19 protein-coding genes and 1 riboswitch are annotated in these 18,601 nt (G+C 46.2%); of the genes, 15 read left to right on the plus strand and 4 right to left on the minus strand.

Annotation, left to right across the window (positions count from 1 at the left end; genetic code table 11):
* Positions 1–156 precede the first annotated feature (156 nt).
* Complete coding sequence (locus A7975_RS00865; RefSeq protein ID WP_065383864.1) at positions 157–846, plus strand: NAD-dependent epimerase/dehydratase family protein; 690 nt, start codon at positions 157–159, stop codon at positions 844–846.
* 7 nt (positions 847–853) lie between these two features.
* On the opposite strand, the gene A7975_RS00870 is transcribed toward A7975_RS00865, so the two are convergent.
* The gene (locus tag A7975_RS00870; RefSeq protein WP_065383865.1) at positions 854–1,960 is read right to left on the minus strand and encodes a GIY-YIG nuclease family protein; all 1,107 of its coding nucleotides are present in this window, start codon (positions 1,958–1,960) and stop codon (positions 854–856) included.
* 162 nt (positions 1,961–2,122) lie between these two features.
* Positions 2,123–2,533, minus strand: a complete 411-nt coding sequence (locus A7975_RS00875; protein WP_065383866.1) for a VOC family protein — start codon at positions 2,531–2,533, stop codon at positions 2,123–2,125.
* 281 nt (positions 2,534–2,814) lie between these two features.
* Positions 2,815–2,972: riboswitch (cyclic di-AMP (ydaO/yuaA leader) on the plus strand.
* A 207-nt stretch (positions 2,973–3,179) separates the two neighbouring features.
* Here A7975_RS00875 and A7975_RS00880 point away from each other — a divergent pair.
* Entirely contained in the window at positions 3,180–4,997 is a 1,818-nt protein-coding gene (locus tag A7975_RS00880; RefSeq protein ID WP_065383867.1) for an APC family permease, read from the plus strand.
* A 56-nt stretch (positions 4,998–5,053) separates the two neighbouring features.
* On the opposite strand, the gene A7975_RS00885 is transcribed toward A7975_RS00880, so the two are convergent.
* Positions 5,054–5,269, minus strand: a complete 216-nt coding sequence (locus A7975_RS00885; RefSeq protein ID WP_053375324.1) for an alpha/beta-type small acid-soluble spore protein — start codon at positions 5,267–5,269, stop codon at positions 5,054–5,056.
* Positions 5,270–5,481: 212 nt separating this feature from the next.
* Here A7975_RS00885 and A7975_RS00890 point away from each other — a divergent pair, with 212 nt between their 5' ends.
* The 7 genes from A7975_RS00890 to A7975_RS00920 all read left to right on the plus strand — a co-directional run bounded on the left by A7975_RS00890 (position 5,482) and on the right by A7975_RS00920 (position 13,340).
* Complete coding sequence (locus A7975_RS00890; RefSeq protein WP_065383868.1) at positions 5,482–6,501, plus strand: glycosyltransferase family 4 protein; 1,020 nt, start codon at positions 5,482–5,484, stop codon at positions 6,499–6,501.
* Between the two features lie 22 nt (positions 6,502–6,523).
* Positions 6,524–7,672, plus strand: coding sequence for a glycosyltransferase family 4 protein (locus A7975_RS00895; protein WP_082197915.1), 1,149 nt, complete (start codon positions 6,524–6,526; stop codon positions 7,670–7,672).
* 7 nt (positions 7,673–7,679) lie between these two features.
* Positions 7,680–8,975 (plus strand): protoporphyrinogen/coproporphyrinogen oxidase, encoded by a 1,296-nt coding sequence (locus A7975_RS00900; protein WP_065383869.1) that lies wholly within the window; start codon positions 7,680–7,682, stop codon positions 8,973–8,975.
* A gap of 62 nt (positions 8,976–9,037) precedes the next feature.
* Positions 9,038–9,613 carry a GNAT family N-acetyltransferase gene (locus A7975_RS00905; RefSeq protein ID WP_065383870.1) on the plus strand — a complete coding sequence of 192 codons (576 nt, stop codon included), beginning with the start codon at positions 9,038–9,040 and terminating at the stop codon, positions 9,611–9,613.
* 99 nt (positions 9,614–9,712) lie between these two features.
* On the plus strand, positions 9,713–10,588 hold the full coding sequence (locus tag A7975_RS00910; protein WP_065383871.1) for a DMT family transporter: 876 nt from the start codon (positions 9,713–9,715) through the stop codon (positions 10,586–10,588).
* Between the two features lie 142 nt (positions 10,589–10,730).
* Positions 10,731–11,474 (plus strand): MORN repeat-containing protein, encoded by a 744-nt coding sequence (locus A7975_RS00915; RefSeq protein WP_082197916.1) that lies wholly within the window; start codon positions 10,731–10,733, stop codon positions 11,472–11,474.
* 114 nt (positions 11,475–11,588) lie between these two features.
* Positions 11,589–13,340: an RNA polymerase sigma factor gene (locus A7975_RS00920; protein WP_065383873.1), complete on the plus strand. Its 1,752-nt coding sequence runs from the start codon at positions 11,589–11,591 to the stop codon at positions 13,338–13,340.
* A gap of 53 nt (positions 13,341–13,393) precedes the next feature.
* On the opposite strand, the gene A7975_RS00925 is transcribed toward A7975_RS00920, so the two are convergent.
* On the minus strand, positions 13,394–14,125 hold the full coding sequence (locus A7975_RS00925) for an alpha/beta fold hydrolase (protein ID WP_065383874.1): 732 nt from the start codon (positions 14,123–14,125) through the stop codon (positions 13,394–13,396).
* Positions 14,126–14,249: 124 nt separating this feature from the next.
* On the opposite strand from A7975_RS00925, the gene A7975_RS00930 reads away from it, so the two are divergent.
* From A7975_RS00930 to A7975_RS00960, 6 genes are all read left to right on the plus strand, one after another.
* Positions 14,250–15,188 carry a helix-turn-helix transcriptional regulator gene (locus A7975_RS00930; protein ID WP_053375333.1) on the plus strand — a complete coding sequence of 313 codons (939 nt, stop codon included), beginning with the start codon at positions 14,250–14,252 and terminating at the stop codon, positions 15,186–15,188.
* Positions 15,189–15,280: 92 nt separating this feature from the next.
* Positions 15,281–15,550: a hypothetical protein gene (locus tag A7975_RS00935; protein ID WP_082197917.1), complete on the plus strand. Its 270-nt coding sequence runs from the start codon at positions 15,281–15,283 to the stop codon at positions 15,548–15,550.
* A gap of 161 nt (positions 15,551–15,711) precedes the next feature.
* Positions 15,712–16,326 carry a cyclase family protein gene (locus A7975_RS00940; protein WP_082197918.1) on the plus strand — a complete coding sequence of 205 codons (615 nt, stop codon included), beginning with the start codon at positions 15,712–15,714 and terminating at the stop codon, positions 16,324–16,326.
* Between the two features lie 87 nt (positions 16,327–16,413).
* Positions 16,414–17,103 carry a metal-dependent hydrolase gene (locus A7975_RS00945; protein ID WP_053375336.1) on the plus strand — a complete coding sequence of 230 codons (690 nt, stop codon included), beginning with the start codon at positions 16,414–16,416 and terminating at the stop codon, positions 17,101–17,103.
* 570 nt (positions 17,104–17,673) lie between these two features.
* A complete protein-coding gene (locus A7975_RS00955) occupies positions 17,674–17,880 on the plus strand; it encodes a hypothetical protein (RefSeq protein ID WP_065383875.1) in 207 nt (68 codons plus the stop codon).
* A gap of 279 nt (positions 17,881–18,159) precedes the next feature.
* The gene (locus tag A7975_RS00960; protein ID WP_065383876.1) at positions 18,160–18,579 is read left to right on the plus strand and encodes a GreA/GreB family elongation factor; all 420 of its coding nucleotides are present in this window, start codon (positions 18,160–18,162) and stop codon (positions 18,577–18,579) included.
* Positions 18,580–18,601 lie beyond the last annotated feature (22 nt).

Below are 18,601 nucleotides of genomic sequence, written 5' to 3' on the forward strand. Positions count from 1 at the left end.
TTTGAGAAATATTTTTCGCTGGCACAATTTACAGCAGAAAACTTGGCGGAGCAGCTTATTCAAGCGGTCGAAAACTATAGTCGCTAGACAATAATCGAACGATCATTTATTATAGGGTCATGAGATAAATAAGCTGACGTGAGGGAGAATGGACCTATGCCCGCTAAAAATAACGTTGCAAGCACCAAAATTAGCGTCATTCTAACAGGCGCGACGGGGATGGTAGGCGAAGGGGTTTTGCATGAATGCCTTCAGCATGCCGATGTGGAACGGGTATTAATCATCAACCGCAAGCCATCTGGTGTAACCCATCCGAAGATAACCGAAATCGTGCAAGCCGATCTTTTTGATCTATCTTTAGTAGAATCTCAGCTCGAAGGCTACAATGCCTGCTTCTTTTGCCTTGGCGTGTCATCGGTTGGAATGAGTGAAGCTGAGTACAGCCGAATTACGTATGATTTGACCATGTATATTGCAGGCTTACTGTCCAAATTAAATCCAGAGATGGTTTTCTGTTACGTGACTGCCGGGGGAACGGATCGAACGGAACAAGGGAGAAGCATGTGGGCCCGGGTGAAGGGAAAAACGGAAAACCACCTGCTGCAGCTGCCTTTCAAAAGCGCATATATGTTCCGTCCCGGCTACATTCATCCGACTAAAGGCTTGAAAAATGCCCATCGTTTTTATGGTGCATTTACGTGGTTGTACCCCGTCCTGCGCGGGCTTATTCCAAGGCATGTCATCACACTCAGCGAGCTTGGCAGAGCAATGATCCACATCGTGAGCAGAGGATATGAAACTTCCATCTTGGAGAGCAGGGATATGGCTAAGGTTGCTCAAAAATAAAGCGATTTTAAGGGACCGGCTGTTCCTGCCCGCAGCGAAGCCGCTCGATTCGATAGTCATAGTTGTATTTGCACAGCTGGAGCAAATCGAATTTTAGCCCGCGCTTCGGCTGTGTAATGGTGAGCAGCTTTTTCGTTTTTCCTCTAATGGCTGCACGCACAAGCTTCTGGTCATTTATGACGTTCACAATCAATTCATCAGGGCTATTCTCGGCGTAACGCGTCATAATGAACTGGTCATAAGCTGTTTCTACATCCGCAGATTTAAGTTCCAACATTTGAAAATCCCGCAGCATGCCTTCTTGAACCTTAGCTACCAGCACATGCGTTTCCCCGAAGTAAAGCACATCTTGATCGATGGCCGCCTCACGATCGACGATTTGCTTGTCAGATGCCTGCTCCAGATTGCGAATGCTTAGCAGCATCTGCTGCGCCTTCTCAAACTCCATTTTTGCCGCATAAGCCTCCATCTTCGCATAAAGCGTTTCGATCAAGCCTTGCCCACGATTAGCGAGAAGCTCGGACGCCTGCCTGGTATGCTCCAAATATTCACTCTTGGATATTTTGCCTTCACAGACCCCGCTGCATTTGCCGATATGGTACAGCAGGCATACCTGCTTGGGCATCGTTTTGCAGGTGCGGAGGCCGTAATGCTCCGTTACGAATTCGAGCAAAGCGTCGCGAAAGCGGGCACTTTTGAAGGGACCCAGACGATGCAAGGGAAGGGAAGCGGAATCAGCGGCAATCTGACTGCGTTTCCGATTACGGTAATAAACATCGAGCCGAGGCAGGGGGTCTGCTGTAAGCTGCAAATAAGCATAGCCGCTATTGTCTTTTTTTAACGCACGATTATAGGGAGGCTTATGTATTTTGATTAAATTGTTTTCAAGCAGCAGGCTCTCTGATTCGTTATTTACAAGCACAACCTCAATCGATGATATTTCATCAACGAGCTGGGTTATTTTTCTAAGCGTATGATTTTTAGTAAAATAAGAGCGCAGCCTGCTCCGCAAATTTTTGGACTTGCCAACATAGAGAATACGGCCGTCAGCATCTTTCATGAGATAACAGCCAGGGCTTTGCGGGTAATCGCTGGCTTTGAATAAGAACGACATGATTCGCCATCCTCCTAATCGTATGCTATAGAATGAACCATCATGGGCACTATTCGACACCTCCGGGGACAAACCCTTGTTTTATTTTAGCTCCAAAGCAAAAAGAGACCGACCAGATTGATGGCCGACCTCCTCAAAGAAGCAAATAAATGGTGGATTGAATCAGGCTTGGCTCACTTCTTGCGCTGTAGTTATCATCCATTTGATTCCGAATTTATCTTCGATTTCACCGTATAATGAACCCCAAAATACCGGCTCCAACGGTTGGCTAATATGGCCGCCTGCTGCTAAATTGTCGAAGGCTTGCCGTGCTTCGGCTTCCGTTTTGAACTCAAGTGCCAGATGAACGTTGTTTCCTCTAACTAGCGGCTCAAATACGGAATCCGACATGAAGAAATTAACGCCCCCAGCCCGTACACAGAGATGCAAAACCTTGTCCTTCAGCTCATCGCTGGCGTTTGGCAATTGCCCGTGCGTCATCAGAGACTGGATCTCACCGCCTAATGCCTGGATATAAAACTCGGCTTGCGCTCTAGCATCCTCCGACTTGATAAAGGTCGTATATTTAGCCATTGTACTACATCCTTTCCTCCGCTTATTGAGAAGTTATCCTTCTTACATATTATCATACCGAACTGACCTAGGTTTCTTACGGATTGCTATGTTGAACGGGTAATTGCTATTGAGATAGAGAGCATAAGAGCGATACGAAAAGATTGTATGGGATGTAAGCGTTTAAATGGATTCATATAGCGGGATTTGAAATCAATTCGATTATTTATGTTCCTTTACAATATTTTTTGGAAGGAGTATGATTCAAAACGAGATCAATCACGATATCTTGTATAGCCTATAAACCTAAATCGCTGAGTTCTGAAAAAGAAGCGGGGAAACCATAGAGTGCTGATCATACGATCTAATCTCAGGGGTGAATAACTTCATTTACGAAGTTTAGGGCGACTTTTGCGCCCGAATCCGTCAGCTAACCTCGTAAGCGTCCAGAAGAGGAATTATTCGCGTGCCTACCGATATTTTTTGGAGAAGCCGTGGGAAAGTCCTTACTTTCCTGCGGCTTTTTTTGTCCATTTTAGGATTGGCCTTCTGTTAGAGCGTTGGATGAAAAGGGTGCATAACAAATGAACATGCGAACATGCTAAAGGGAGAATGTACTCCAAGGACGTAAAGATTATCATCCAATGAATTGAAATGGGGCATCTTCATGGTTAGCAGATTTAAACGGTTATTAATCGGACGCCCGATGAAAAGCGCGGAAATTGAAGGCGAGAAGCTAAGCAAGCTAAAGGCGTTAGCTGTATTATCCTCCGATGCGCTGTCATCGGTTGCCTATGGTACAGAGCAGATTTTGATCGTGTTAATGGCTGTCGGATTTGCGGCAGTGTGGTATTCGATTCCGATCTCGCTGGCTGTGCTCGGTCTATTATTAGTTTTAATTTTATCGTATCGCCAAACGATATTTTCTTACCCGACAGGCGGCGGTGCCTATATCGTTGCCAAAGACAATTTAGGCGTCTCGACTGGTTTGCTGGCGGGCGGCTCACTGCTTGTTGATTATATTCTGACTGTCGCTGTCAGCACGTCGGCTGGAACGGATGCCATTACCTCGGCCTTCCCATCGCTTCATGATCATAGAGTCAGCATTGCGTTAGTGATGATTCTGATGCTGACGATTATCAATTTGCGGGGAATTACGGAATCCGCTTCCGTTCTCGCCATGCCTGTCTATTTGTTTGTAATCGCAATATTTGTGCTTATTATTTCCGGAATGATCAAATATGCAGCAGGCGGCATTCATGCGGCTGTGCCGGAGATGGGCTCGGCGGTCTCGAATATTAGTTTGTTTTTGTTGTTAAAAGCGTTCAGCTCCGGCTGCTCAGCGCTTACTGGCGTTGAAGCGATGTCGAATGCGATTCCTAACTTTAAACAGCCTGCTGACCGGAATGCGGCAAAGACGCTTATTATGATGGGGACTATTCTTGGCGCAATGTTTATCGGCATTAGTTTGCTAGCCTACTGGTATGGCATTGTCCCGAGCGAGAAAGAAACGGTCGTATCGCAAATCGCCAATGCCACATTCGGCAGAGGAGTCATTTATTACGGGATACAGGCAGTAACCGCTCTGATTTTATTTCTCGCAGCCAATACGGCTTACGCCGCATTCCCGCTGCTTGCCTTTATGCTGGCTAAAGATAAATATATGCCAAATATGTTTATGGCTCGCGGGGATCGTTTGGGATTTTCAAACGGCATTATCATTTTAGGAATCCTATCCGCACTCCTTGTTATAACCTTTCATGGCAATACCGAAAATTTAATTCCGCTTTATGCGGTAGGCGTGTTTATTCCGTTCACCCTATCCCAGCTTGGGATGATGGTAAGATGGTTGAAGTTGAAGCCAAAAGGCTGGCTATCGCGGTTTGTTATTAACACGATTGGAATGCTGACGACGCTTGCGATCACATTGATCTTCATCATTACGAAGTTTAGCCACGTTTGGATGGTGTTTATTTTCCTGCCGATCGTCATCTTTATTTTCTATGGTATCCACCGTCATTACCGGAATATGGCTGATGAGCTGCGGATCAATATGGCAAATGATAAGCCGGTCATAAAAGGCAGTACGATTGTTGTTCCCGTAGCGGGCATAACACGTGTCGTTAATCACTCGCTTAGCTATGCCAAATCGCTAACCGATAACGTGGTTGCCGTATATGTGGGCTTTGATGACGAAGACATTGAACGCATGGAGAAGAAGTGGGAGGAATGGAACCCTGGCGTTCGGCTCATTGTGCTTCGTTCCAGCTATCGGAGCATCATTAGGCCGCTAATGCGGTTTATTGATACGATTGAATGGAAAACGGGAGAGACCGATCATATTACGATTCTCATTCCACAATTTATTACGAAGCATTGGTGGCATTATTTTCTGCACAACCAGACAAGTTTAATGCTCCGCGCCTATCTGTTTACGCAAAAAGATGTGGTCATTGCGACGGTTCCGTACCATCTTCAAAAATAGCTCATAAAAAAAGCCCTTCATTATCGCGAAGATAATGGAGGGCTTTTTGGCTTTTGCTAGAAGTTGCGTTGACCTAATTGTTGTTCTGCGATTTGCACCAATTTTTTTGTAATATATCCACCAATCGAACCTGCATCACGAGTGGATAAATTGCCGTTGTATCCATCTTGCGAGAACGGAACGCCCAGTTGTTGTGCTGCTTCCGTTTTCATTTGTGCAAGTGCTGCCTTTGCTTGCGGTACTACTAATGTGTTTGAATTTCTTCTGCTCATGTTAGTTCACTCCTTCGTTGGATGTAAGGTTATTATGTCGAGTCATTTGTAAATATATACAATCATGAAAATTTTTTTTTGAAAAAAATAAATCGCTTTGAACCGTCTGAATTTTATAATGAACCATTTGAAATAACTGGTGGATTAATCCAGAAGCAGTGTGATATCCTTTATTAAGAACTATAAAACATTTATTAAGAACGGAGATAAAAGTGAATAATGGACAAGCTCCAGCTATGCTTATTACCGCTTTTATGCTTGCAGCCGCATTCGTTCTCCTTTTAACGCCAATTGCAATCATAACGGCTAAAAAGCTAGGCATTGTCGACCATCCGAATTCTTCTTTGAAAAGGCATAAGGAGCCTACCCCATATCTCGGCGGTTTATCGATTTTAATGGCAATCATTTTAACGCTAATCATACATCTGACTCTATTCGTACCATCGATAAATGCCGAGCATGCGGGATTGCTGCTTGGTCTATTGCTTATCGTATCATTAGGTTTATTTGATGATATGTACGGCATAAGTCCGCTTACGAAGCTTGCCTTTCAATGCTTGGCGACTGTCATCGTATGGACGCAAGGATTGGAATTTTTCATCCATCAAAACACGCTTATAAATGGTATTTTCTTTTTCATCTGGATGATTGGCATTTCCAATGCTTTTAATTTGGTTGATATTATGGACGGGCTTGCTTCTGGCATTGGCGGGATTGCTGCTTTTTTCATTGCCCTGCTCATGTTTAGCAAGGGGGAGCTGTTTTATGGTTTGTTGCTGTGCGCGCTTGCAGGTGCATGCCTCGGCTTCCTCGTTTTTAATTTTAAACCTGCAAAAATATTTCTCGGAGATGCCGGGAGCTTAGCCATCGGATTTCTGCTTGCAAGCGCGGCAGTGAAATGGAGTGATGTGAGCGAGGGGAACGAGGTTTATGCGCCATTGCTTGTGCTAGGCATTCCTATATTTGAAACGATCTATATTTCCTTATTAAGAATGAAGGCAGGCAAATCACCTTTGCTCGGGAGCAATGACCATTTTGCCAAAAGAATGGTGAAAATGGGGTTTTCGATTAAACAGACAGTGATCTTTACCTATGGTTTTGGCCTGTTGCTCGGGATAGCCGCCTTGGCGGGTACGTTCTACAGCGCTTCTATGATTTATTCCATAACGGCTGCCATTGTTGTCTTTGCCAGTATCGGCTTCATGCTAAGCAAGGTGGACATCCATTCCTAAAGAATAGCCGGGGGGGAACCATATGGCTAAAATTATGCTCGTCGTTCCGTATGCCAAGTATTATAAGAACTTTAGCTGGGACCTCATTCAATCTTTGGCGCTGGAAGGGCATGAAGTGATAGCAGCAGCGCCTAGCAATCCTTATCACAAAGAGCTTGCCTCCATTGGCGTGGTGTACGCTCACATCCCGATTAAAAATACAGGCTTAAATCCGTTTTACGATCTATACAGCATGTTCAAAATGGTCCAAGCCTTTAAGCGCCATCAGCCGGATATCCTTTGCTGCTATTCCATAAAGCCTGTTTTGTACGGTTCTATTGCTGCTGCATGTTCAAATGTTAAGCATGTATTGTTGATGATTACGGGTCTAGGCTATGCGTTCAATGCACAATCAGGAAAACCTTCCGCTTTATTTTCATTTGTAAAAATGCTGTATAGGTTTGCGCTGGATAGATGCACGAAGGTTTTATTCGAAAATGCTGACGATTTAAAGCTGTTTCAACATTTGCAGCTATTGAGAAGCGATAAGGCATTGATCGTAGGCGGCGCTGGCGTCAATCTCGACAAGTTTAAATTAAGCGCTAGGCCGCTGCGGCCGGTCGTTTTTTTGCTTATCGCACGTTTGATCAAAGACAAGGGCATTGTCGAATATGTTGAGGCTGCCAGGCGGTTAAAAGAAAAGTACCCGGACGCCGTCTTTCAATTGCTAGGTCCGTTTGACAGCAATCCAACCGCAATCGATAGGGCAGTGGTGACAAGCTGGATAGAGGAAGGCCACATTTCTTATATCGGGGAAACGGAGGACGTGCGTCCTTATTTAAAAGAGGCTTCCGTATTTGTTCTGCCGTCCTATAGGGAGGGCACGCCTAAGTCGGCGCTTGAAGCGATGGCGATGGGGTTGCCGGTTATTACGACGGACGCGCCGGGCTGCAGGGAAACGGTTGTCTCCGGACATAATGGGTTTTTAGTCCCGGCAAAAGAGGTATCCGCTTTGGCTGAAGCGATGGAGAGATTTATTTTAAATCCAGCTCTGATACTGAGGATGGGTGTGAAGAGCAGGGAGCTGGCGGTTAAAAAATACGATGTCCGAGCTGTAAACGCCGTTATCAAGGAAGCGATGGGTCTTACCGCCGAATCAAAAGCAGGCGGAAAAGAAAAGGGAGCGGGGTGAGGAACTAATGGCTTTTACCGTAATTGGAGCGGGCGTAACGGGATTATCCTTTGCCAAAGCATTTGGAAATGTTCCCGTGCTTGAAGCACATTCATCCTTAGGCGGGAAAGCATTATCCTACAAGGTGAATACGGAGGCTGGCATCTTTGGCTTTGACGTGGGCGGTCATTGGTTCCACCATCAACATGCCCCTGGCGCATTGAAGCTGCTCGATGGGCTGCCGCTAGTCAAGCATAATCGTTCTGCTTACGTCTATTTAGAAGGCAGGCTGTACGATTTCCCATTTCAACAAAGCTATATGGCTAATCCGGATGTTGACTTCGTTCGGCGCGTAGACCGGGAATTAAAAACGATTCAGGCTGAGAAAATATCGTATACCAACTATTATGAAATGCTGCTTCATTCGTATGGGCGGACTTTATTTGATGCTTTTTTTCGCGACTATAATATTAAAATGTTTGGGGTAGAGGATTTAACAAGCATCGATACCGGCAAATTTGAAACCGTTCGGAATGTGCGAGTAAGCGACAATGCTGCTGGTTACAATTCTTCCTTTGTGTATCCGAAGGGCGATATGGGAGCGCAAGCGATTCCGATGTTTCTATCAAAGCACGCCAATGTCAGCTTAAATGCCCATCTGCAATCGATCAATCTACGAAATAAAACGATGGTCGTGAACAATCAGAAGCGCCCTTGGGATACGATCGTGTCTACGATTCCTTTGCCGACACTCATACACATGATCGAGGATGCTGAGCCACACTATGGGCGGCTGGCGGACCGGCTCGTTTCGAGCAAAGGGCTGATTGTGAATCTAGGCGTTAGGCAAAAACCGTTCCACGCGGGCAAAAGCTGGGTTTATGTGCCGGAGATGAAATACCATTTTTATCGAATGGGCTTTTATAGCAGCGTTGAGCCAGCCTTGGCGCCTCAGGGCTACAGCTCTATCTATGTGGAATGCTCGCCCTTGTATTTCGAGCAAAGAGATGACGCGCTGAAGCTGCTGCCGATCATTATCGAGGAGCTGATCGAGATAGGGGTCATCGACGATGTGAACGATGTCATCACCTTAAAGCCGATTTATTTGGAGCATAATTACTGCATGCCAAACCAAAGCTTAACAGCGACTCTTCACCGGTATCTGGAAAGCAACCATATCTACAGCATTGGCAGATACGGGAGCTGGCACTGGTCGAGCCAGCATGAAGACATGCAGCAAGCTGTTGATTTGGCAGAGCGTCTTAGGAGCCGCGAGGCGAAGGCAACCATTGACGGGGCATGTGAGCTCACGTATAATGCTTGAAGATTATCATTTGCAGCATGCTCAGCTGAGCTGGCTGCGTAACGACAGCATGAAGGGACAGAATGGCAATGAAAGGTACTGCAATTTATTTGAGGCTGCTTGAAGGCAATGACGCGGCGGAGCTTCTGGCTCTAAGGCAAAAAAACTTTGCTTTTTTGCAGCCGTTTGAGCCCATCCGGCCTGAACATTATTACACGCTTGAAGAACAAAGCATTCAGGTCATGAATGGCAGGAAGGCAGCCGAAAATGATCAAGCGTTTCCCTTTGGCATATTTTTAAACGAAACCAATCAACTCATTGGGCGAATTGAGTTATCCGGCGTTGCGCGCGGTCCGTTTCAAAATGCGAACCTTGGTTATTTTCTTGATCAGGAGCATAACGGCAAAGGATATGCAACGGAGGCAGTCTTATTATGCGTTCAATATGGCTTGGGAGAAGCTGGCCTACACCGGATTCAGGCAGGCGTCATGCCTAGAAACAAGCCCTCGATCCGCGTGCTGGAGAAAGCAGGCTTCCGTCATGAAGGGCTAGCAAGCAGATATTTGAAAATTAACGGCATTTGGGAAGACCATGCTCTATTTGCCATTACAGCAGAAGATTTGGCTACTCCGTCAGAGCGGCCGTCAGCCCCATATTAAAACAAGGAGCAGCCTAGGGTGCTCCTTTTCTGATTTCTCCATCAAGCTTGTGATTTCATTTCTTTATTTCGTCAGACATACAACAAGGGGTCCTTCATCATGCAAAAGCTGTCAAAAAAACATACCGTATTGTTAATTTTATTTTTAGTCATCGTCTGGGGGGTCAATTGGCCGCTTTCCAAATATGCGCTTTCGTTCATGCCGCCGGTGCTTTTTTCCGGAATAAGAACGCTGCTCGGCGGCGTGCTGCTGCTAGTCATCGCAATTCCGCGCTATAAACGATTGCATTTTCGCGAAACATGGTTGATTTATGTGATTTCGGCTATCGTGAACGTCATCTTATATTATGGCTTGCAAACGATCGGGTTAAAATATTTGCCGGCAGGCTTGTTCTCGGCCATCGTATTTTTGCAGCCGGTACTCGTCGGGTTTTTCTCATGGCTGTGGCTCGGAGAATCGATGAATGGCTTGAAAATTATGGGGCTCGTGCTTGGCTTCTCTGGCGTGGGCATTATTTGCAGCGGGGCGGGAGGCTTGTCCGGCCATATTTCAGTTGCAGGCATATTGCTTGCCCTCGGATCTTCGCTCAGCTGGGCTTTGGGTACGATTTACGTGAAGAAGAAGGGGCCAAGCGTCGATCCGATTTGGCTTGTTGCGCTGCAATTATTGATCGGCGGTCTGTTTATGACATCTTTGGGCTCAGGCGTAGAAAGCTGGTCCGACGTCCATTGGACGCCAGCGTTCATGATGACACTGCTGTTCATTTCCGTTTTTGTCATCGCGATCGGGTGGTTGGTTTTCTATAAGCTAATGGATTCTGGCGAGGCAAGCAAGGTAGCCTCCTTCACGTTTCTGATTCCGCTAGTCGCGATTTTAACCGGAACTTTATTTCTTAACGAACCGTTTACCGCCACGCTTTTGCTTGGCTTAGTACTCATTCTGCTCAGCATTTATTTTGTGAATCGGAAGGCATAAGTACTTTTTTGTTCATTAGGCTTTTCTTCCCGGTTGGAGGAAAGGCCTATTTTACTATTGCATCCTGTTTCGAAATCGCATAACGTGTTTATTATCCTAATAGAATGAAACTAAACATATACAGAAAGGGAAGTGATTGCCTATGAAAAAAGTAACATTTTATGCATTTAGTTTGATCTTGGCATTTGTTTTCACAACATCGGCATGGGGGGCATCCACTGCCAGCGCGGCTGCTAAGAAAGAGTATTTAGTTATTTCCAAGAACGTCCTTTACTTCGGACAATTAAAGAATGGCAAACCGCATGGTAAAGGCACGATGACATGGTATCAAACGAAAACATACTCCGGAGACTGGGTTGATGGCAAGCGTACGGGGAACGGCAAGTATGTGAACAAGTACAAGACCGACTTTAAGAACGATAACAAAGAATATGTGCTTACATACGACGGACAATGGAAAAACGATTTGAAAGTCGGCAGCGGCTCTTATTTTACAAAGGTCATTGACCATAACGGCAAGGTTGAATCGCATAAAATCCAATATGGCACTTTTGCTAATGATCGTTTTGTAGCGGGTTATTCCGTTGCTCATTCTTTAGCTGACCAGCCTTACAGCTTCAATTACAAAGATTCCAAATTGAATTTACAGCTGTTTGGCACCAATGTTGGCATGAGAAAGGTTTGGAAGGATGGGAAATTCGATACGATCCAGTATACGAAAGGTGCCGTGAAGAAAAATTATTCCGCGGCTTTAAATAGCAGTCCCTCAGCGTCAATCGTGAAGAAAAACAAGGCTGTGCTTAAATCGCTGCAAGGGATGCAAGCTGAAATCAATCCGTATCTAGATAAATTGGAGCGCTTGTCCAAACAGGTTCCTTTGACTTAATATTTAGTTAGTCAGCATACCAATGACTCCTTTTTGAGAAGGGAGTCATTTTTTTGTCAGAAATCGCATGGACCGCGAGTCTATAGAGTAGGTCAACTTTATTTTGCGAGGAGTATGAACTTGATTAACTTGGATGACAATGAGCAAAAATGGGATCAGCTTGAGGATGGGGAGCTAGTTAGGCATGCGCAAGCTGGCAAGCATGAAGCTTTTGGCGAACTGGTTAGAAGGCATAGAGCGCAGGTTTACGGCTACACCAAAACCATTACGCAGGAATCGTTTCTGGCTGAGGACATCGTGCAGGAGGCTTTGATCAGAGCCTTTATGCATCTTGGGAAGCTAGTGGAAATTGAGCGTTTCTTGCCATGGGTTCACCGCATCGTACGCAACCAGGCCATGACCAGGCTAAAGAGCAGCCCTGTTAGCAAGGAACGGACATTCACGGAGCTTGCGCTAATGCCGTCGAAGCTGGATAGCGATGCCGATGGTCTGAGCGGTCTGGATAGCATTTTGCGCCGTTTGAATCGTTCGGCTGAGGAGCGATCATCCGGGCAGGAGCTTCCGGAGGAGCGACTCATGCAGAAGGAGACGCTGCATGTGCTGACGCAGATCATTAGCTGCCTCAAGCCAAGGGAGCGGGTTATCTTCGAATCCCATTTTTTTGACCAGCTGTCGCCGCCGGAGATTGCGAAGCTGTTCCAGCTTTCATCCGCCAATGTTTATCAAATTATTTCGCGATCTCGGAAAAAAGTGATGCAGGAACGACTCCGCGTAACGGTTGACACCTATGTTAAGACGAGAAGGGATATGGGATGGATGAGCAAAGCGATTTTACCGAATAGCGATACTTTTGCGAACGCGAGGACATGGAACACGGCAGTAGATTCTTTGTATGCGATGCTGAAATACACGAATAAAGAGCTGACCTATCCGATGGTCATGGGTTTGACGGGCCAAGCATTCCGAATCAATATCGTTCCGGAGAGCATTCATATCGCGGGGCCAACTGCCTATCCGTTTGGCGAAGTAATGGTTCGTGGATTAAAAAACGCAGGTTACCGCGCCAAATTTGTTGATGGCATGAATACGGCTATTGGCCCGAATACGAACTTAATCGACCAAACGTTAATCGGGAAGGACGCCATGGTTAAAAGGGAGATCCATCATGCGCTGCCGGATGCGCTCGACTTGATCCATCGTTCGATAAAGCAGGGTTACCCTGTGCTGGCTTGGGATCTTTTTTTTCCTGAGTTTGGCCTTATTTATGGCTATGACGATGAAGAAAGACTGCTTCACGCCTATGAGTGCTGCCGGTTAGATACGCTTGCTTATGAAAATTTGGGCCGCAGCGTGCTCGAGGAGATTTTTGTCTTAGCGCTTGATGAGCCGATTGAGAGCAATCGGAAGGAGCAGCTGCGCCTAGCCTTGGAAATGATAGTGGAGCACTACGATGGGGAGCCTTCGAGCATCCCTGCAAGCTCAGTTAAAGGCATTCAAGCGTACGATGTATGGTGCGATGCATTCCGGGCGGGAACGGTGGAGCCAAACGGCAATGCCTACAATATTGCGGTTATTATGGATGGGCGCAAGCAAGCAGCGCCATTTCTGAATGAGATGTTGACGAGCTGGCCGGAGGCTTCGGAAGAAGATATTCAAATACGGGAGCTATTGCGGGAAGCGGCGCAGCAATACGAGCAGATAGCTTCCAATTACGAAGCGCTGCATCACATGTTTCCTTTTCCGGAAGGCGGGGAGCCTAATAACGATTTGTATGCGAGCAAATCGATAGGGCTGCTTCAAGCGATTAAAAAGCAGGAAGAAGCGGCGGTTAAGAGCTTCCGCAATCTATTGGATCAACTAAAATAGCTGCCTATGCGACAAGCCCAAAGAGGATTAATCTCTGCGGCTTGTCGTTTTTTCTATCCATTTACATGAAGGAAGAAGTTCTGCAATAGGAGTCTCAACCCAGTTGGATCGCTAAGCATAGGCAAATGTCCGGTCTCTAAACGTTGAACGTATTGAGGGGAAAGATGAGAGGCCATTTTATTTTGGAGGGCTGGTCCAAATTCCTTATCCTTGATTAGCTTTACGTACAGCTTTGGTACGTCCGGGATGGAAGCATCGACACGATCTGTATACACACGCATGGACTCCGGAATAAAGCCATTCGTAATTTCCAATGCTTGCTCTGGCGTAAGATCGTTGCATAATCCTGTACGCATCGCGGACTCTGGAGGTTTTGTGCCCATTATCCGCATAATAGCAGCCAATAGAATCCGTTTCGGAAAAGGCAGAACCGATAGAAATGAACCGCCATTTCTCGGAATGGCTGCTCCAACAGCGACAAAACCGACCAGGCGATCGGCAAATAAGGAAGCGAGCTTAAGCGCAAGAACGCCTCCAAGCGAGTGTGCCACTAAAATAAACTTATGCACTCCCCACTCATTCACCTGCTTTTGCATATGAGTCACATAATCCGCCAAAGCAAGCTCTTTCCTTGCTTCAATCGTACCTTCCCTAAGCGGAAAATCAACCAGCAAGCATGGGTGCTCCAATCCATCGGCCACCTTGCTCCAGATGCCGCTCGCAAGCCCGGCTCCATTCACAAATACGAACCCTACCGTTTGTTGGTTATGCTTTTGTGTTGTCATCGCCATTCCTCCACTGATCATCGTTTGAACTCGAATACAACTTGATGGTATCATTTAAATAAGTCAGTTATTGTCTTATTTGTGGAATAAAATCAAAGGATCGAGTGAGAGCGGGGGGCTGCCTATGCAAAAGTCACAGCGATTAATTCAGCTTATTATGAGGATCAATGCGAAAAAGTCTTTTACCGTCGGAGAGCTGGCCGATGAATTTGGGCTGTCCAGCCGGACGATTACAAGGGATTTGCAGGAGCTGAGCGAGCTTGGCGTGCCGATCTATTCTATCCAGGGCAGAGGCGGCGGCTATAAGCTGCTGCAAGAAAGATTGCTTCCGCCGATCAGCTTCTCGGAAGGCGAAGCAATCGCTATTTTTTTCGCGTGCCAGTCTTTGGAATACTTTGGCTCTTTGCCTTTTGGCGAGGGGGCAGGCTCAGCGCTGCATAAGTTTTATCATTATCTGCCTGCCGACATAAGGGAGCAGATTGACCGCTTAAAAAATAGAGTGATGATCTATAGCCCGCATCGGCAAATGTCACCGGAAGTGCTTCAAACGTTGCTGCAGGCGATTATGGTTCGCAGCGTCGTTACGATTGAATATCGCTCGGGGAGCAGCACAACGAAGCGGGATATTCAGCCGATCGGCCTTTATGCGAGCTCCGGTTATTGGTACTGCCCAGCCTATTGCTTTGCACGTGAAGAAATAAGACAGTTCAGAGCTGATCGGGTACTAGCCGCATCGCTCAATGATTCGATCCCATGCAAGGAAGATATTGAGCGGCAAACGCTGCTGCATGTACCTCAGAAAAGCCATTTGGAACAGATTAAGCTGCTGCTGGCATTGACGCCAAGAGGAGTATGGCAGCTCGAATCCGATGCCCGGTTTGCTCCTTATATCGAGCGCGCCGAGGATGGCAGCGGAACAGCAGCGATTCAAATCGCGGCAGAGGATATGCCTTTTTATATCGATAAGATTTGGAGGCTGGCAGGAGACGCTATAATTAAAGAGCCTTTGGAAGCCGTTGCATATATGAAGCAAAAGATCGAATTGATGAATCGGCTGTATTAAACGCTGTCAAGTACTACACAAACATGGTACTAGGTGGACGCTCCGAACTCGTATATAGTTGAATTATACGACTGAAGCGGTGAATACGTCCGGTGAAGATGCTTACACCAAGCAGGAAACGAGAGCTTCAACAAAAGGCAGACATCCTAAAGCGGCACGAGATTTACGCCTATCAAGCGGCCTATTATTTGCTCGAGAGCGAACCGCTTGCTGCCGTGACGGCAACAAAAGCGCTTATCGCGATTATGCAGGATGAATCCTTTTTTCAGCTTACCGTGCCGCTTCAGCAGAAGAGAGTCAAGCAAGCGGTCATGAAGCAGTCGCTTCTCACGATGTCGGCTGTGCTGCAGCCATCCGTTTAAACCCGAATGAACCACGCGTCCTGCGCCCCAGCAGCTATTCAATTCAGATACTTACCCAATAAATAGATAGCGCTGCCTTCCTCAGATGGAACTATTCTCGCTCATGCTGCTTTTATGCTATAGTCGAAGAGAATCTTTGTCGAAGGGAGCTGCTAAGCCAAGTGATTATTGATCTTACCCATACGATCCAGCATTTAATGCCGGTGTATCCGGGCGATGCGGACACCGTATTGGAGCAATCCAAGCATATTAGCCAGGATGGTTACAACAATCATCAGCTGTCGATCAACATGCATGCCGGCACTCACATTGATGGGCCGATGCATTTATTGGACGTTCAGCAGTATATCGATGAATTTCCCGTGGAGCAATTCGTTGGCGATGCCGTCTTGCTGGACGTACGTGGCGTTAGCGCGATTGCCTATAAAGAAGAATACGAAGAGCTGATCAAAGAGGAACAAATCGTCATCGTATATTCCGGCCATGGGGAGCTGTATGGCGAGCCATCTTACTTTACGGATTATCCGGTGCTGACTGGGCAATTTGTAGACTTGCTTATTCGGAAAAGGGTGAAAATGATCGGCTTGGATACGCCTTCCCCCGATAAATATCCATTTGACATACATAAAAAACTTTTCGAGAATCATATTCTCATCATCGAAAACTTGAAGCACGTAGAGCGGCTCGCGGGCATTAGCGCCTTTGAGATCATCGCGCTGCCGCTTCGTATACAGGCGGATTCATCAATTGCTCGCGTCATCGCGCGGGTGAAGTAGCGAAGGGCAGCTGTCATGTTATAAGATAAGTGTTGCAAGGCAATCATTAATCGATGGAGAAAAAGGAAAGAGGAGGAGTTTCATAACATGGACATTATTTATCATGGTCACTCTTGCATTCAAATCATCTCGGGAGGCAAATCCCTTATTATCGATCCATTTCTTAGAGGCAACAGCTTAGCTGTTACAAAGCCCGAGGCTATTCAGACGGACGCGGTTTTGCTGACGCACGCGCATGTCGATCATATTTTGGATGCTGACCTGATTGCCAAAAACAATGATGCGCCGGTAGTGGCGATTGCCGAGCTTGCGGCCTATATGTCTTGGAAGGGTGTCAAAACGATTGATATGAATATCGGCGGTACGGTGGATCTTGGATTCGCAAAAGCGAAAATGGTACAAGCCTTCCATTCCTCGGGCATCGTGCTGGAAGAGGAAAAAACGATCTTGTATGGAGGTATGGCTGCAGGTTATATCGTGAGCATTGATGGCGTTAACATTCTCCATGCTGGAGATACGGCTTTGTTCAGCGATATGAAAATGATCGGCGACCGCCATGCTATCGACATCGCGTTTATTCCAATCGGGGACCACTATACGATGGGTGCAGAAGACGCCCTTCAGGCGGCAGAATGGTATAATGCAAAGCTGGTTGTGCCTATTCATTACAATACATTCCCTGTTATTCAGCAGGAAGCAGATCATTTTGTGCGGCAGCTTGAGAGCAAGGGGCTTAAAGGAACAGTCTTAAAGCCAGGCGAGAGTATTTCGGTCTAAACGCCCCTGCCGAGAAGAAACAGGATTTTTGTTGGAAAAAAATATTATTCGACTTCGCGCTTCGACAACGTTTTAGTTGCCTCAGAGCTATACTTAACAGGTACTATTTCATCGACAGCGGAGGGTTGCTCATGAATAATTCGAATTTAAATTTTCGGAAAAGAATTGTATGGTTCATTAACAGCGAGATCGAGCGTGTACTTACTAACCTTAAGAACGGGTCCGTTAATAAGGAGTATGCATTAGGAAGCTTTAATACCCTTTATCAGATCGCCTCGTCGACGAGAGATGCTGACTCAATGATCAGTTTATGCCAGATTATGGATAAAATCAGAGATTCTAATCATCGAACAGGCTTATTTCATTTTACAGAAGCGCGCTCGGAATCTTTTTATTAAAAATGACGTTTTCATAGTTGCTTTCAAAGAAAAGAGACCGGGCACGGTCTTTTTTTTTGTTATAAATGAAATCTGAATATTTTCTCATGAACAAAATCGTTTCAAACTTCCCCATTTGGTTAAGTATTGCGTAAGCAAACTTACTCAACCAGCTGAAAGGGGAAATAAACGGATGAAAAAGAATAACGAAAACCGCAGCGCAGCCAAATTGATCATGATCGCAATGCTGAGCATTGCTGTCGTATTTACCGCCTCAGCGTGCAACAATGACGCGAATGTAAATGGTGACGGGAATAGCAATGCCATAACGGACGGCGTGAATAATACGCCTGAAGAGACGATGGATCCGGCAGCAACCGATGAGGCGACTACGCCATAATTTGAATGTATAATCGTATAGAAGAGCCCTCTGCCCGGCTGAGAGTAACGATTAGTTACTGTCTTCCTAGCAGAGGGTTCTTTTTATTAGATAGCTGAAATGCAAGCTATTAAGGATGAAAAAGAGAAGAGGCTGGACTTCTATGGGAAGTCTGATAATATGGGAACAAGACCTCCCTGCGTAGAGGTCTATATTTTTATAAGGAGGAGCAGAATATGGTTCAATCAAATGTTCGAGGATTGTTGCCGCGCAATGAGTCTTTAGGAGGTGAAGTCTACTATGAACCATAGTGTTCAAGCAGGCAGCTTCAGAGAGCAGCTCATTCATCAGCTCATCGACCTCGGCGAAGAGAAACATGCGTTTCTCGACGCTTATTTCCCTAAGCAAGGCGTAGAGCGTAAGCAAACGCAGCAGCTTCTTGCAGAGTATGTGCAATTTATTGAGAACGAGCTTGCCGATGTGCAGACAGGTTTGCCGCCTGCTGTTTTTATCGGCTGCGAGGTTACGATCGATTATATCGATTACCAAATGAAGGATACGTTTAAAATTGTATATCCGATGGATGCCGACCCTGAGCAAAATTGCATCTCATTCTTGTCCCCGGTAGGTAAGCAACTGCTGATGACCCGAAGAGATGATATAATAAACGTTGCTACGCCAGCGGGCGCCATGCGGGTTCGCATGCTGCATATCCACTAATAAAAAAACCGCCGGATCCTAG

Source organism: Bacillus sp. FJAT-26390, assembly GCF_001682865.1.
GTDB lineage: Bacteria > Bacillota > Bacilli > Paenibacillales > Paenibacillaceae > Pristimantibacillus.

Bases quoted from the DNA above. Each gene is read 5' to 3' on its own strand.
- A7975_RS00885 (WP_053375324.1), bottom strand. From the start codon at position 5,269: ATGAGCAGAAGAAATTCAAACACATTAGTAGTACCGCAAGCAAAGGCA.
- A7975_RS00920 (WP_065383873.1), top strand. From the start codon at position 11,589: ATGAACTTGATTAACTTGGATGACAATGAGCAAAAATGGGATCAGCTT.
- A7975_RS00915 (WP_082197916.1), top strand. From the start codon at position 10,731: ATGAAAAAAGTAACATTTTATGCATTTAGTTTGATCTTGGCATTTGTT.
- A7975_RS00900 (WP_065383869.1), top strand. From the start codon at position 7,680: ATGGCTTTTACCGTAATTGGAGCGGGCGTAACGGGATTATCCTTTGCC.
- A7975_RS00895 (WP_082197915.1), top strand. From the start codon at position 6,524: ATGGCTAAAATTATGCTCGTCGTTCCGTATGCCAAGTATTATAAGAAC.
- A7975_RS00955 (WP_065383875.1), top strand. From the start codon at position 17,674: ATGAAAAAGAATAACGAAAACCGCAGCGCAGCCAAATTGATCATGATC.
- A7975_RS00875 (WP_065383866.1), bottom strand. From the start codon at position 2,533: ATGGCTAAATATACGACCTTTATCAAGTCGGAGGATGCTAGAGCGCAA.
- A7975_RS00925 (WP_065383874.1), bottom strand. From the start codon at position 14,125: ATGACAACACAAAAGCATAACCAACAAACGGTAGGGTTCGTATTTGTG.
- A7975_RS00905 (WP_065383870.1), top strand. From the start codon at position 9,038: ATGGCAATGAAAGGTACTGCAATTTATTTGAGGCTGCTTGAAGGCAAT.
- A7975_RS00870 (WP_065383865.1), bottom strand. From the start codon at position 1,960: ATGTCGTTCTTATTCAAAGCCAGCGATTACCCGCAAAGCCCTGGCTGT.
- A7975_RS00880 (WP_065383867.1), top strand. From the start codon at position 3,180: ATGGTTAGCAGATTTAAACGGTTATTAATCGGACGCCCGATGAAAAGC.
- A7975_RS00865 (WP_065383864.1), top strand. From the start codon at position 157: ATGCCCGCTAAAAATAACGTTGCAAGCACCAAAATTAGCGTCATTCTA.
- A7975_RS00960 (WP_065383876.1), top strand. From the start codon at position 18,160: ATGAACCATAGTGTTCAAGCAGGCAGCTTCAGAGAGCAGCTCATTCAT.
- A7975_RS00910 (WP_065383871.1), top strand. From the start codon at position 9,713: ATGCAAAAGCTGTCAAAAAAACATACCGTATTGTTAATTTTATTTTTA.
- A7975_RS00945 (WP_053375336.1), top strand. From the start codon at position 16,414: ATGGACATTATTTATCATGGTCACTCTTGCATTCAAATCATCTCGGGA.
- A7975_RS00930 (WP_053375333.1), top strand. From the start codon at position 14,250: ATGCAAAAGTCACAGCGATTAATTCAGCTTATTATGAGGATCAATGCG.